This window comes from Citrobacter sp. wls710, assembly GCF_005281115.1.
GTDB classification, from domain to species: Bacteria; Pseudomonadota; Gammaproteobacteria; order Enterobacterales; family Enterobacteriaceae; genus Citrobacter; species Citrobacter werkmanii.
In genome coordinates this window covers 239919-253534 of the sequence record NZ_SZXD01000011.1, presented here as the reverse complement: position 1 = coordinate 253534, position 13616 = coordinate 239919, and the positions used below count along the sequence as shown (strand labels likewise).

Annotated in this window: 11 protein-coding genes and 1 tRNA gene; 9 read left to right on the top strand and 3 right to left on the bottom strand. The window is 52.5% G+C overall.

From position 1 onward, the window contains the following. Nucleotides 1-23 precede the first annotated feature (23 nt). Entirely contained in the window at nt 24-1202 is a 1179-nt protein-coding gene (locus FDX14_RS05435; RefSeq protein ID WP_137349147.1) for a tyrosine-type recombinase/integrase, read from the bottom strand. 161 nt (nt 1203-1363) lie between these two features. Beyond that, nucleotides 1364-1458: transfer RNA gene (locus tag FDX14_RS05430), tRNA-Sec, on the bottom strand. 290 nt (nt 1459-1748) lie between these two features. On the opposite strand from FDX14_RS05430, the gene FDX14_RS05425 reads away from it, so the two are divergent. From FDX14_RS05425 to FDX14_RS05385, 9 genes are all read left to right on the top strand, one after another. Next, nucleotides 1749-3131: a glycoside-pentoside-hexuronide family transporter gene (locus FDX14_RS05425; protein WP_137349146.1), complete on the top strand. Its 1383-nt coding sequence runs from the start codon at nt 1749-1751 to the stop codon at nt 3129-3131. Between the two features lie 10 nt (nt 3132-3141). Beyond that, on the top strand, nt 3142-5460 hold the full coding sequence (gene yicI / locus FDX14_RS05420) for an alpha-xylosidase (protein ID WP_137349145.1): 2319 nt from the start codon (nt 3142-3144) through the stop codon (nt 5458-5460). Between the two features lie 321 nt (nt 5461-5781). Next, nucleotides 5782-7335, top strand: a complete 1554-nt coding sequence (locus FDX14_RS05415) for a BglG family transcription antiterminator (RefSeq protein ID WP_042311540.1) — start codon at nt 5782-5784, stop codon at nt 7333-7335. 26 nt (nt 7336-7361) lie between these two features. Then, nucleotides 7362-7832 carry a PTS sugar transporter subunit IIA gene (locus tag FDX14_RS05410; RefSeq protein WP_003024008.1) on the top strand — a complete coding sequence of 157 codons (471 nt, stop codon included), beginning with the start codon at nt 7362-7364 and terminating at the stop codon, nt 7830-7832. Nucleotides 7833-7851: 19 nt separating this feature from the next. Continuing rightward, on the top strand, nt 7852-8172 hold the full coding sequence (locus FDX14_RS05405) for a PTS fructose transporter subunit IIB (protein WP_042311542.1): 321 nt from the start codon (nt 7852-7854) through the stop codon (nt 8170-8172). A 26-nt stretch (nt 8173-8198) separates the two neighbouring features. Beyond that, complete coding sequence (locus FDX14_RS05400; protein ID WP_006687644.1) at nt 8199-9290, top strand: PTS fructose transporter subunit IIC; 1092 nt, start codon at nt 8199-8201, stop codon at nt 9288-9290. An 11-nt stretch (nt 9291-9301) separates the two neighbouring features. After that, nucleotides 9302-10153 carry a class II fructose-bisphosphate aldolase gene (locus tag FDX14_RS05395; RefSeq protein WP_042311544.1) on the top strand — a complete coding sequence of 284 codons (852 nt, stop codon included), beginning with the start codon at nt 9302-9304 and terminating at the stop codon, nt 10151-10153. A gap of 80 nt (nt 10154-10233) precedes the next feature. Further along, nucleotides 10234-11094, top strand: coding sequence for a ketose-bisphosphate aldolase (locus FDX14_RS05390; RefSeq protein ID WP_042311545.1), 861 nt, complete (start codon nt 10234-10236; stop codon nt 11092-11094). 49 nt (nt 11095-11143) lie between these two features. Next, on the top strand, nt 11144-11821 hold the full coding sequence (locus tag FDX14_RS05385; RefSeq protein ID WP_137349144.1) for a D-lyxose/D-mannose family sugar isomerase: 678 nt from the start codon (nt 11144-11146) through the stop codon (nt 11819-11821). A 38-nt stretch (nt 11822-11859) separates the two neighbouring features. Here FDX14_RS05385 and FDX14_RS05380 read toward each other — a convergent pair whose 3' ends face one another. Continuing rightward, a complete protein-coding gene (locus FDX14_RS05380) occupies nt 11860-13566 on the bottom strand; it encodes an AsmA family protein (protein ID WP_085049113.1) in 1707 nt (568 codons plus the stop codon). Nucleotides 13567-13616 lie beyond the last annotated feature (50 nt).

Sequence of the window (13616 nt, the reverse complement as noted above, 5' to 3'; positions counted from 1 at the left end):
TGCAATATGTTAGCATATAATAATTATATTATATCTGTTGTTAATAGGAGATCACTATACCATTGCAACATCATTTTTCGATTTTCAATATATTGTGCATGATTGTATGTTCCACGAATGCTGTTCTTATCTACATGTGCAAGCTGCATTTCAATCCACGCACTTGCAAATCCTTGTTCATGTAAGATCGTTGACATTGTGTGTCTGAATCCGTGACCTGTCGCACGTCCTTTGTAGCCCAGTAATTCAATAACCTGCGACACACTTTCTTTAGAGATTGGTTTACTACGATTATTTCTACCAATAAAAATGTAGGGATAATGGCCGGTAATAGGTTTGAGCTGCTTAAATAGCTCAATTACCTGAGTAGATAAAGGAACAATGTGAGGTCTACGCATTTTCATCCGTTCTGCTGGTATTTCCCATATACCTTTCTCAACGTCAACCTCATCCCATGTAGCAAAGCGCATCTCTTGGGTTCGTACACCGGTTAGCATGACGATTTTTGTCGCATTCTTAGTGATGATGCTGCCGGTATACGCTTCAAGATCCCGAATAAAATGAGGTAACTCTTCAGCGGATAAAAATGGATGATGCTTTTGCTTCGGAACGGCTAAAGCAATAGCCAAATCAGGCGCAGGATTGTATTCAGCGCGGCCAGTTATGATTGCGTAGCGATAAACCTCACCGCACCTCTGACGCACCTTACGTGTTTTCTCAAGTGCCCCACGCTTCTCTATTCGTCGCAATACTTCAAGCAGTTCTAACGGTTTGATTTCACTGATAGGGCGTTTACCAATGAACGGGAACACATCTTGTTCAAATGTCTTAATGATTTCTTCGCGATAGGCCACTGTCCAGCGGTCAGCTTTGTTGGTGTGCCATTCTCGACATATAGCTTCGAATGAGTTTTCAGTGGAGAGTTGCTGAGCCAGTTTCTGGGCTTTGCGTTCCTCAACCGGGTCAATGCCATTGGCAACTTGCTTACGAGCGGTCTCACGCTTCTCACGTGCTTCAGCTAGGCTCACAAGGTCGTAGCTACCAAATGACATTAACCGCGCTTTTCCGGCAAAGCGGAAACGGAAACGCCAGCCCTTCGATCCATCGGGATTGATAAGCAATGACAGGCCTTGCCCGTCGTTCAATGTGTATGGCTTGTCTTGGGGCTTTGCTCGTTTGATTTGTATATCTGTAAGTGCCATGTGTATAAGCCAAAAATGTGTATAAAAAATCTATACACATCACTATACATATTTTTCATGGATTCAGGGAGAACTTGTCGGACGGTTACGGATAAGTGATTTGCTATTGATGTTGAAAATAAAGGATTTTTAGACTTTCTCGGATAGCGGCGGAGGAATTTTGGCGGAAGATCACAGGAGTCGAACCTGCCCGGGAACGCTGGCGTCCCCAACTGGATTTGAAGTCCAGCCACCTCACCGGAGATGACGATCTTCCGCGCCTCGATTGCTACATGGAGGCGGGGCGCATTATAGCTACTTCCTCGGGTTTCCACACCCCCTCACTCACTTTTTTAACTTCCGTTTCTCCTTACCATGACCCCTTTCAAATAAATCTCTACAAAATCCATCACTTACAATTAGACATATTTTTAGACGCTACTCCGATCACAGAAAACAAGAATCGTAATTTGATAACGAGATATCGGAATACCCGCGCTCACAGGGATGGTTTACAAGAACTGTAACCGGTACCAGTGCGTGTGAAAGTGCCAACAAGGATGCGTAATGAAAAGTGAGATTCTGTCTGTTAAGGAGAAGATTGGTTACGGCATGGGCGATGCCGCCAGCCACATCATCTTCGATAACGTCATGTTATATATGATGTTCTTTTATACCGATATCTTTGGTATCCCGGCCGGATTTGTCGGCACGATGTTCTTACTGGCCCGCGCGCTGGATGCCATCTCAGACCCCTGCATGGGGCTGCTTGCTGACCGTACCCGTTCACGTTGGGGGAAGTTTCGTCCGTGGGTGCTGTTTGGCGCGCTGCCGTTTGGTCTGGTTTGTGTTCTCGCCTACAGCACGCCCGACTTCAGCCTGCACGGCAAAATGATTTATGCCGTCATCACCTATACGCTGTTAACCCTGCTTTATACCGTGGTGAATATCCCTTATTGCGCGCTGGGCGGCGTGATCACCAATGACCCGACGCAACGTATCTCCCTGCAATCGTGGCGCTTTGTGCTGGCGACGGCGGGCGGCATGCTCTCCACCGTCCTGATGATGCCGCTGGTAAAGCTGATTGGCGGTGAAAACAAAGCGCTGGGCTTCCAGGGAGGAATCGCAGTGCTCTCGGTTGTGGCGTTCCTGATGCTCGCATTCTGCTTCTTCACCACCAAAGAACGTGTTGAAGCGCCGCCAACCAACAATTCAATGCGTGAAGACCTGCGCGACATCTGGCAGAACGACCAGTGGCGTATTGTCGGCTTACTCACCATCCTCAACATTATGGCGGTCTGCATTCGCGGCGGCGCGATGATGTATTACGTTACCTGGATTTTGGGCACACCGGAAGTATTTGTCGCCTTCCTCACCACCTATTGTGTCGGCAACCTGATTGGCTCTGCGCTGGCAAAACCACTGACCGACTGGAAATGCAAAGTTAGAGTCTTCTGGTGGACGAACGCCCTGCTGGCCGTCATCAGCGTGGCGATGTTCTTCGTACCGATGCACGCCAACATCACCATGTTTGTCTTTATCTTCGTGATTGGCGTCCTGCATCAGCTCGTGACGCCAATCCAGTGGGTCATGATGTCCGACACCGTCGATTACGGGGAGTGGTGTAACGGCAAACGTCTGACGGGGATCAGCTTTGCGGGAACGTTGTTCGTGCTCAAACTGGGTCTGGCGCTTGGCGGGGCGCTGATCGGCTGGATGCTGGCAGGCGGTGGCTACGATGCCGCGGCGAAAACGCAAAACAGCGCCACCATCACCATCATCATTGCATTGTTCACCCTTATTCCGGCTATTTGTTACCTGCTGAGTGCTGTGATCGCCAAACGCTTCTACACCCTGAAAACCCCGTATCTGACTGAAATTATGCGTCAACTGGCACAGGGGGCACACCGTAATCAGCAGGATTTTACGACGAAAGAATTACAGAACTAAGGAACCGATTATGAAAATTAGCGACGGAAACTGGCTGATTCAGCCTGGTCTGAATGTGATTATTCCAATCCAGGTGTTCGAGGTTGAACAGCAAGGTAATGAGATGCTGGTCTACGTTGCGCCGCGTGACGTGCGTGAACGGACCTGGCAACTCGATACCCCGTTGTTCACGCTGCGCCTTTTCTCGCCGCAGGAAGGCGTGGTGGGTGTCCGGATGGAGCACTTCCAGGGTGCGCTGGATACCGGTCCGCATTACCCGCTGAACGTGCAGCAGGACGTAAAGGTTGAGATGCAGAACAACGCCGAGTTTGCCGAGCTGAAAAGCGGCAACTTGAGCGTGCGCGTCACCAAAGGCGAGCTCTGGTCGCTGGATTTCCTGCGCAACGGTGAACGTATTACCGGCAGCCAGTTGAAAAACAACGGCTATGTACAGGACGTCAACAGCGGACGCAATTACATGTTCGAGCGCCTGGATCTGGGCGTCGGTGAAACGGTGTACGGGCTGGGCGAGCGCTTTACCGCGCTGGTACGTAATGGGCAGACGGTAGAGACCTGGAACCGCGATGGCGGCACCAGTACCGAGCAGTCTTACAAGAATATCCCGTTCTATATCACCAACCGTGGCTACGGCGTGCTGGTGAACCATCCGCAGTGCGTGTCGTTTGAAATCGGTTCTGAGAAAGTGTCGAAAGTGCAGTTCAGCGTCGAAAGCGAGTATCTGGAATATTTCGTCATCGACGGCCCGACGCCGAAAGCGGTGCTGGATCGCTATACCCGCTTTACCGGTCGTCCGGCGCTGCCGCCAGCCTGGTCATTTGGCCTGTGGCTCACCACCTCGTTCACTACCAACTACGACGAAGCGACGGTAAACAGCTTTATCAACGGCATGGCGGAGCGCAACCTGCCGCTGCACGTTTTCCACTTCGACTGCTTCTGGATGAAGGCTTTCCAGTGGTGCGACTTTGAGTGGGACCCGCAGACCTTCCCGGACCCGGAAGGCATGATCCGCCGCCTGAAAGAAAAAGGCCTGAAGGTCTGCGTATGGATTAACCCGTACATCGGCCAGAAATCACCTGTTTTCAAGGAGCTGAAAGAGAAAGGTTATCTGCTCAAGCGCCCGGACGGTTCCGTCTGGCAGTGGGATAAATGGCAGCCGGGGCTGGCGATTTATGACTTCACCAACCCGGAAGCTTGCGAATGGTATGCCGATAAGCTGAAAGGCCTGGTAGAGATGGGCGTGGACTGCTTCAAAACTGATTTCGGCGAGCGTATTCCGACCGACGTGCGCTGGTTCAACGAGGCTGACCCGCAGAAAATGCACAACCACTACGCCTATATTTACAATGAGCTGGTGTGGAACGTGCTGAAAGAGACCGTCGGTGAAGAAGAGGCGGTGCTGTTCGCCCGTTCAGCCTCCGTGGGCGCACAACAGTTCCCGGTGCACTGGGGTGGCGACTGCTACGCCAACTATGAATCGATGGCCGAAAGCCTGCGCGGCGGCCTGTCCATTGGTCTCTCCGGCTTTGGCTTCTGGAGTCATGACATCGGCGGCTTCGAAAACACCGCCCCTGCGGACGTCTATAAGCGCTGGTGTGCATTCGGGCTGCTCTCCAGCCACAGCCGTCTGCATGGCAGCAAATCCTACCGTGTGCCATGGGCGTACGACGAAGAGTCCTGCGACGTGGTGCGTTACTTCACCGAAATGAAGTGCCGCATGATGCCGTACCTGTATCGCGAAGCAGCGCGCGCCAATGAGCTCGGAACGCCGATGATGCGCGCAATGATGCTGGAGTTCCCGGACGATCCTGCATGCGACTATCTCGACCGCCAGTATATGCTGGGTGACTCGGTAATGGTGGCACCAGTGTTTTCCGAAGTCGGTGACGTGCAGTTCTACCTGCCGGAAGGGCGTTGGACACATCTGTGGCACAACGACGAAATTCAGGGCAGCCGTTGGCATAAACAGCAGCACGATTTCCTGAGCCTGCCGGTATACGTGCGCGACAATACCTTACTGGCGCTGGGCAGTAATAACCAGAAACCGGACTACGCGTGGCATGAAGAGACCGCATTCCAGTTGTTCCATCTGCAAGAAGGTAGGGAAGCGGTCTGTGAAGTACCATCGATGGACGGCTCGGTTATCTTCACGCTGAAAGCGATACGCACGGGTAACAGCATTACCGTACAAGGTCGCGGTGAAGCGCATAACTGGACGTTGTGCCTGCGTAATATCCCGCAAGTTAGCAGCGTGAAGGGCGGTTCACATGCCAGCAACGAGTGGGGCGTAGTGGTGACCCCTGAAGGTGACGGGCTGACGATTACCCTGTAAATGTAGCCGACGTGGTGCCGGATGCATTTTATCCGGCCCACGATGCGAGCAGCGTTCCAGATCTGAAAATCAAAAATATTCTGACTTAAAAATTTACCTACCCATATTTGCGAGCGCTATCACTCTAATTCCCGTAAAAAATGTGATCTGCGCCGTAAATATCTCACTATTTCCCCGTTTTGTCTTATTTCTGTCCGGAATACAGGACACGATTTAGTATTGTTGGCGCATCGCAGTCCTCTTATATTTATCATCACGGATTACACGTGGAGCATAAACGCTTCTTTAGATATTTAATCTGGTGTGTGATAAGGGTAAATAATGCAAATGATTACCTCGCGACAAAACAGATTATTAAAATTCCTCCTGTCCCGGAAGGAATATGTCACGCTACTGAAAATTGCCGAATATTTGGCTGTTTCAGAGAAAACAGTCCAGCGCGATCTGCGGTTACTGGAACCATGGTTAGCGGAATGGAAAATAGCCATCGATAAGCGTACTGGCGCAGGCGTAATATTAAGCGCCGATAATATTACTGATCTGTTGTATCTGGATCAGTTATTAGGGAGCGAGGGGGATGATACTGACGGCATGATGAATAATTCGCGGCGCGTCAAAATAGCATCGCAATTATTAAGCGAAACGCCGCATGAAACGTCGATCAGTAAATTGTCTGAACGTTATTTCATCAGTAGCGCATCGATTGTTAACGATCTGAAAGTGATTGAATCCTGGATAGCGCCATTGGGGTTATCGCTGATCCGTAGCCAAAGCGGCACGCACATTGAAGGCAGCGAGAGCAGCGTGCGCCAGGCGATGGCATCGCTGATTAACGGTGTGATTAACCATAATGAACCCGGCAGCATGGTGTATTCGCGTCTTGATCCCGGCAGCTATAAAGCGTTGGTGCATTACTTCGGCGAGGAAGACGTTTTATTTGTCCAGACGCTGCTGCAGGAAATGGAGAACGACCTGTGTTGGTCATTGGGGGAGCCTTATTACGTCAATATCTTCACCCATATTTTGATCATGATGTACCGCATCACGCGCGGAAATGCGCTGCCGAGAAAAGATGAAAACATCACCTCATGCGACGAGAATATTTTTTCTATTGCCAGTCGTATGATTCAGCATATCGAAAAACGCATCGCTCACCCGCTGCCGGAAGACGAAGTCTGGTTTATCTATCAATACATTATCTCGTCCGGCGTGGTGATTGAAGAACATAATGATGTGAGCGTAATTGGTCATATGCACTCCAGCGACGAAGCGCGCTTAATTACTCATCGACTGATTGCCATCTTCGCCGAGATGGTCGACAGCGATCTCAGCCAGGATACTGCGCTGTATGACGGATTGCTGATCCATATTAAGCCGCTGATTAACCGCCTGAACTACCAGATCCGCATTCGTAATCCGCTGCTGGAGGATATTAAAGGCGAGTTGCAGGACGTCTGGCGTCTGACCCAATGTGCAGTGAATAGGGTATTTAGCGGTTGGGGAGAGCGGGCCGTTTCGGAAGATGAAGTGGGATACTTAACCGTCCATTTTCAGGCCGCAATGGAGCGCCAGATAGCGCGTAAGCGGGTGTTGTTAGTCTGCTCAACCGGGATTGGCACCTCGCATTTACTTAAAAGCCGCATTCTGCGCGCCTTTCCGGACTGGACGATTGTCGGCGTGGTGTCAGCTGGCAGTTTGCCCTCCGTACTGACGGACGATATTGAGCTGGTGGTATCGACCATTAATTTGCCCGCCATTGCTATGCCGGTCGTGTATGTCACCGCCTTTTTCAATGATGCGGATATTAAGCGGGTAACGGAAACGGTTATTACGGAAAAATTACATCGGGCGACGTCGCTGGTCGTTGAAAATTAATGTCTGAACTCCATGAGGTATGATTGATGGACATCACGAAAATTCTCAATACAAATCGCGTTATTTTGGATATGAAGGCTACGAACAAAACGGAGGCTATTGAGGAACTTACTGATATTCTGCAAAAGGATGGGGCAATTAGCTGTCGGGAAACATTTATCCAGGATGTCTGGCAGCGCGAGTCCGAAGGCTCGACCGGATTCGAAAATCATATTGCGATCCCCCACGGGAAATCCTCGGCGGTAGTTAATACCACCCTGGCAATTGGTCGTACCCGCCAGGATATTCCCTGGGAAACCCTGGACGGCAGCAATGTGCGCTGCATCATTCTGTTTGCCGTACGTCTTGAAGATCAAAACACGACCCATATTCGTCTGCTCTCGCAGGTTGCCGGCGCGCTAGCGGATGATGACATTATTGAACAACTCTTAGTTGAAAGTAGTCCACAAAAAATTATTGAGCTGTTTAGTCAATATGCTGAATCCAATGTCTGCTAAATAAAATGTGGAGCATGTTATGAATATTGTTTGTGTTGCCGCCTGTACGGCGGGTATTGCGCACACCTATATTGCCCGCGAAAAATTAATTAAAGGCGCTAAAGCGCTTGGGCATAATATAAAAGTTGAAACCCAGGGCACCATCGGAACGGAAAACGAACTGCTGGCAGATGATATTTCTGCCGCGGATGTTGTGATTCTTGCCGTCGATGTCAAAATAAAAGGGGAGGAACGATTCTCAAATAAACGTATTGTGCGAGTAAAAACCGAAATCGTCATAAAATCGCCCATTCAGTTTCTTGAAAAGGTCGAAAAATCATTAGTTAATACTAACCAGTAGCGATCCTCATTCTGGAGGGATTTCACATGAGTGAAAATAAAATTCCGCTATCTCAGGAAATAAAAAAACATTTATTAACGGGGATTTCGTGGATGATCCCGTTAATTGTAGCCGCCGGGATCTGTATTGCTCTCGGGCAAATACTTGGTGGCACTAACGTAGGCGAAAAAACAGGAACTATACCCTGGATGCTCAACCAGATTGGCGGCTGGGGGATGGGGTTAATCGTGCCGCTGATTAGCGCGGCGATTGCGTACTCCATTGCCGATCGCCCCGGATTCGCGCCGGGTCTGATTGTCGGCTTTGTCTGCGGCGAAATTCATACCGGTTTTATTGGTGGGATGCTGGGCGGCTTTCTGGTTGGCTATACCGTCCTGCTGCTTAAACGCTATATCCGTTTACCGCAGTCGATGCAGGGTCTGATGCCCATCATGGTGCTGCCCGTATTGAGCACCATCATCGGCGGGTTGCTGATGATGACGCTGATTGGCAAGCCGATAGCCTGGCTGCAGGACGCGCTAATTCATCTGCTGGAGTCCATGCAAGGCGGGTCACGTTTCCTGATGGGCGCCATTCTCGGTGCAATGGCGACGTTCGACTTCGGGGGGCCGGTGAATAAAACCATGTCGCTGTTCGCTGACGGCATGTTGGTCAGCGGCGTGTATGGTCCCGAAGCGGTGAAGTTTGTCGGTTCGATAATCCCTCCGTTCGGTATTACTCTCTCCTTCCTGCTCACGCGCCACAAGTACACCCGTGCGGAACGTGAGGCGCTGAAAGCGGCATTCCCGATGGGGATCTGCATGATAACCGAAGGGGTTATTCCGATTGCGGCGCGTGATCTGCTGCGCGTGGTGGGCTCCTGTGTGGTGGCCTCGGCGATAGCGGGTGGCCTGATTATGGTATGGGGTGTCGAAAGCCCGGTACCGCACGGCGGCATGTTTGTGGTTCCACTCTTTACGCATCCACTGCTGTTTTGCCTGGCGCTGGGGATCGGGACAGTGATTTGCGGCGTTATGCTCTCGCTGTGGAAGAAACCGGTAACCGAGCGTGACGAAGAGTTTGATGAGCTCAGCGATCAAAAGCTGAAAGACGAAGAGATCACCTTCACCCTGGAATAACCGGAGGTCGTATGTTTGCCGATATGAAAAGCATGGTGACGAAAGCCTGGCGCGGGCAGTATGCGCTGTTGGCTATCAACTGTATGAACCTGGAAAGCGCCCGTGCGGCGGTGCGGGTAGCAGAGAAACACCGTGCGCCCATCATTCTGAATCTGTATCAGGGGCACCTGGACCATTTTCCGGCACCGATAGCGGCGGCGGTGGTTAAAACGCTGGCAGAGGAAGCTTCGGTACCGATCGCGCTGGCGTTAGATCATGGAAAGGATCCTGTACGTATTCGCCAGGCTTTTCGCGCCGGATTCAGTGGGTTAATGATCGACGCCTCCGCCTTTGCCCTGGAAGAAAACATTCGCCAGACCCGGGCGGTGGTCGAGCTCGCAGCCAGCGTTTCTCTGTGCGTGGAAGGCGAGTTGGGCCACCTGGCCGACGCCCCGCGTTATGACCATGCCGCTAACGCTGATTTGATGACTCAGGCCGCTGACGTGGAGCCATTTATCCAACAGACCGGGATTGATTTACTGGCGGTGTCGGTCGGTACGGCGCACGGTATGTACGCGCCGGGTGTAACGCCAGCCATTGATTTCCAACGGCTGGAGGAAATCGCCCGTTTATCAACGGTGCCGCTGGCGCTGCATGGCGGTAGCGGGACGCCGTTTGACCAGCTACAGCGCTGCCCGACGTTCGGCGTTGCCAAGATTAACGTTGGCGCGGCGGTTTTCGAAGCCGGAAAGGCCGCGCTATTGCATACCCTATGTCGCGACACATCCTGCGAACTTGTTGATGCCCTGGCTCTGATGGAGCAGGCCTGCGAGGAAGCCATTATTCCGTATCTACAGGCCAGCGGCGCTATCGGCAAAGCCTGATTCATTTTCTGTAACGCCTTTTATGCCTCTGCGATGACGCACTGGCAGGGCTTTCTACACCCTGAAACTGGAGAATTAACATGTTAGTTTCGATGAAAGAATTACTGCAACCGACCCGTCAGCACGGTTTTGCCGTCGGCGCATTCAACGTGGCGGATAGCTGCTTTGTACGTGCAGTGGTAGAAGAAGCGGAAGCGACCAACACCCCGGCGATTATCTCCATTCACCCCAGCGAACATGATTTCCTCGGCGATGCGTTCTTTAGCTATGTGCGAGATATCACCCTGCGCAGCCCGGTTCCTTTTACTCTGCATCTGGACCACGGCGCTTCGGTTGAGCATGTCCTGCGGGCAATTCAGTGTGGGTTTACCTCGGTGATGATTGATGGCTCGCTGCTGCCGTATGAAGAGAACGTGGCGTTAACCCGTGAAGTGGTCAAGCTGGCGCATGCGGTGGGCGTTTCGGTTGAAGGCGAGCTGGGTACGATTGGCCAGACCGGAACGTCCGTGGAAGGCGGTGTGTCGAAGGTTACCTACACCGATCCCGCCCAGGCGCAGGATTTCATCGCACGTACCGGGGCCGATACGCTGGCAGTGGCGATTGGCACTGCGCACGGCATCTACCCGAAAGGGATGCAGCCAGAGCTGCAAATGAACATCCTGCGCGACATCGCCGGGCGGGTGGACATTCCACTGGTGCTGCATGGCGGTTCTGCGAACCCGGATGCGGAAATCGCTGAATCCGTCACGCTCGGCGTGGGCAAAATAAACATTTCCAGCGATATGAAATACGCCTACTTCCAGAAAGTCCGCGAAATCCTGGCAAAAGAGACCTGGTGGGACCCGAACGTCATCTACCCGGAAGCCATCAGCGCCGCGCGGGACGTGATTCGCCACAAAATGAAACTGTTTGGCTCAACTGGCAAAGCGTCACTTTACTAACGGCATGCAGGCGGGGTGGCCCGCCTCTTTCGCAACAAGGAAAAGTGCAATGAAGCGTTCACATATTAATTATGTCATCGATAAAGCGCATGCCATCGCCGAGACCTTTCGGGTCTGTCTGCCTGATTTTGCGTATTTAACGGTCGACGCCTGGCGACAACAGGACCACTCTTTGTGGCGTGAAGTGCGCGATCTCCAACTGGGCTGGGACGTTACTGACTTTGGGCGCGGGGATTTTGCGCAAACGGGACTGACGTTACTGACGTTGCGCAATGGTCTGATGGGGTCAGCCGATTACCCCAAACCGTATGCCGAAAAGATGCTGCAAATTCAGCAGGATCAACAAACACCGTGGCATTTTCATCGCCATAAGATGGAAGATATCGTTAACCGCGGCGGCGGCGATTTGTGTATGCAGCTGGCATGGTCCACGCCCGATGACGAATATGATACCCGGCGCATTGTTGATGTTAGCGTCGATGGTCAGCGGCGTACCGTTAAATCTGGTGATACGTTGGTGCTAAAACCGGGGCAGGGAGTGTGTCTGCCGCCGCGACTGTATCACCGTTTCTGGGCTGAGAAAGCCTTTGTTCTGGGCTGGGAAATCTCGATGGTCAATGACGACCAGCATGACAATCACTTCCTTGAACCGGGCGGTCGTTTCCCGACGATAGAAGAAGACGAGCCGGTGAAGTGGTTGTTATGCAGTGAATATAAGCGTTTATGAGCGGTAGGCCCGGTAAGCGAAGCGCCACCGGGCAATAATCACTGCGTAACGGGTGAGGCAACGTTACTACCTGATACCACACCCGCCTGCATGGTCTGCGTGACCTGCTGTTTCTCTGCATTCACCGCATGTAACTGACCGTTGACTGTGGGCTTGAGCGGAGTATCGGCCTGAATGTTGCCGCTGGCGGTGAGTTGAATGTTACCGTCGCCGGAAAGCGGCAGTGCTGGCCAGCCCCACTGTTGCAGGATGGTCATTGGCACGCCGCGCCCGTTCAGGCTGACCTGTGCCTGACGCTGAGGCAGTTGCGAAATGCTGGCGGTGGCCTCCAGCAGCCCTTTTTCTGTATAGGCGCTTAGTTCACTGATATTGATGGTACTGCCGTTCGCCGTTAGCGCCAGCGAAGGACGGCGCACGTCGGTGCGATTAAAGGTGGCAGCAGCGGCGTTGAGCGTGGCGTTACCGCTCCAGATCCCCCACTGGTTGTTCTGTACCAGCCCGAGGTTAGCGCCGTAACCGTCCAGTGCGGTGAGTTGCCACGGGAAGGCCGGGTCGATGTCGATCACCAGATTACGGCTGGCGCTGAATTTCTTCAGCGTCAGGCTGTTTAGCCAGGCTGGCAGAGGCTTCATCCATAGCTGTTTCCAGTTTTCCGGTAGCGTATATTCCAGGCCGGCAATCGCGGCATCGTCGAGAACCAGCGCTTTGTTGTTACGCATCCAGTTTCCGGATGTTCTGAGCATTCCCCCTTCCCAGCGGGTCGTGAACTGGCGCAGCGCAATGCCCTGCGGCGAGAACTCGGCGTTCAGAATCGGATCGAAGAAATGCAGTGAACCGTAGATAAACTCGCTGGCGTTCATCGACAGTTTTCCTTCCTGTGTTTGCCAGTCATCTTTGCTAAACGTCATGTTGCGCAAGCTCAGATCAAGGTCCGTGACCGCCCAGTCAGGACCTTGCAGACGGGCATCCGTCACTTCCAGACGACCAATTTGCAAGGATGGAATAGTGGTTAGCGGCGCAAAAAAGTCGGCCAGCGATTTGTCACTTTGCAGCCGGATATCGTTCAGGCGCAGATTCTCTACCACCCAGCTACCGTCGGTATTGCGCTGCGCTACGCCGGTTAATGCGCCACGCGCGACGTCTGCGCCAATATTACTTAGCGTCACCCGACCATGGTCAATGCTGCCTTCAATCAATACGTTGGTGGTTGGGACATCGTTCAGCGTCAATGAGCTGGCGCTGAGCTGAATTTGTGCTTTGCTGCCGAGAATTTTACCTGCCTCAGGGCTCCAGGGAATCACGCCGCCGTTCACGCGCTGGGCGCTCAGGTTCCACTCGCTGCCGGGGCTGTTGAGCGCCATATCCTGTAACTGCAGGCGATCGGCCTGGAACGGTAGCGGTGCGGTTTGCTGGGAAAGATTCAGCGTGCCGTTTTGCAAGAGGATAGTGTCTACGTGCCGCGGGTCGGTGATTTGGCGACTGCTCAGCCCAATATCGACCGTTTTAGCGACCAGCGTTGCGGGCTGGCCATCGCGACCAAAGGTGACGTTTTCCAGCAGAATATGGGAAGGGGAAGAAAACCGGTGATCGATAGCATCAAATGCCAGATGATAGCTGCTGTTCTCTGAGACCCAGGCGCTGACGTGCTCTGCGCCCCAACGGGTTTGCAGTAGAAAATAAAGGCCGAGAATCGCCACTGCACAGGCGATCAGCACGTAAAGAAGCAGCTTTCCAATAAATTTCATGGTCTTCCATCCCGCGAAGTGCACATAGTCAAGTTATGCACGATTTAGAG

What these genes read in the sequence shown, in the direction of transcription:
- FDX14_RS05435 (WP_137349147.1), bottom strand. Translation starts at nt 1,202, where the DNA reads ATGGCACTTACAGATATACAAATCAAACGAGCAAAGCCCCAAGACAAG.
- FDX14_RS05425 (WP_137349146.1), top strand. Translation starts at nt 1,749, where the DNA reads ATGAAAAGTGAGATTCTGTCTGTTAAGGAGAAGATTGGTTACGGCATG.
- yicI (WP_137349145.1), top strand. Translation starts at nt 3,142, where the DNA reads ATGAAAATTAGCGACGGAAACTGGCTGATTCAGCCTGGTCTGAATGTG.
- FDX14_RS05415 (WP_042311540.1), top strand. Translation starts at nt 5,782, where the DNA reads ATGCAAATGATTACCTCGCGACAAAACAGATTATTAAAATTCCTCCTG.
- FDX14_RS05410 (WP_003024008.1), top strand. Translation starts at nt 7,362, where the DNA reads ATGGACATCACGAAAATTCTCAATACAAATCGCGTTATTTTGGATATG.
- FDX14_RS05405 (WP_042311542.1), top strand. Translation starts at nt 7,852, where the DNA reads ATGAATATTGTTTGTGTTGCCGCCTGTACGGCGGGTATTGCGCACACC.
- FDX14_RS05400 (WP_006687644.1), top strand. Translation starts at nt 8,199, where the DNA reads ATGAGTGAAAATAAAATTCCGCTATCTCAGGAAATAAAAAAACATTTA.
- FDX14_RS05395 (WP_042311544.1), top strand. Translation starts at nt 9,302, where the DNA reads ATGTTTGCCGATATGAAAAGCATGGTGACGAAAGCCTGGCGCGGGCAG.
- FDX14_RS05390 (WP_042311545.1), top strand. Translation starts at nt 10,234, where the DNA reads ATGTTAGTTTCGATGAAAGAATTACTGCAACCGACCCGTCAGCACGGT.
- FDX14_RS05385 (WP_137349144.1), top strand. Translation starts at nt 11,144, where the DNA reads ATGAAGCGTTCACATATTAATTATGTCATCGATAAAGCGCATGCCATC.
- FDX14_RS05380 (WP_085049113.1), bottom strand. Translation starts at nt 13,566, where the DNA reads ATGAAATTTATTGGAAAGCTGCTTCTTTACGTGCTGATCGCCTGTGCA.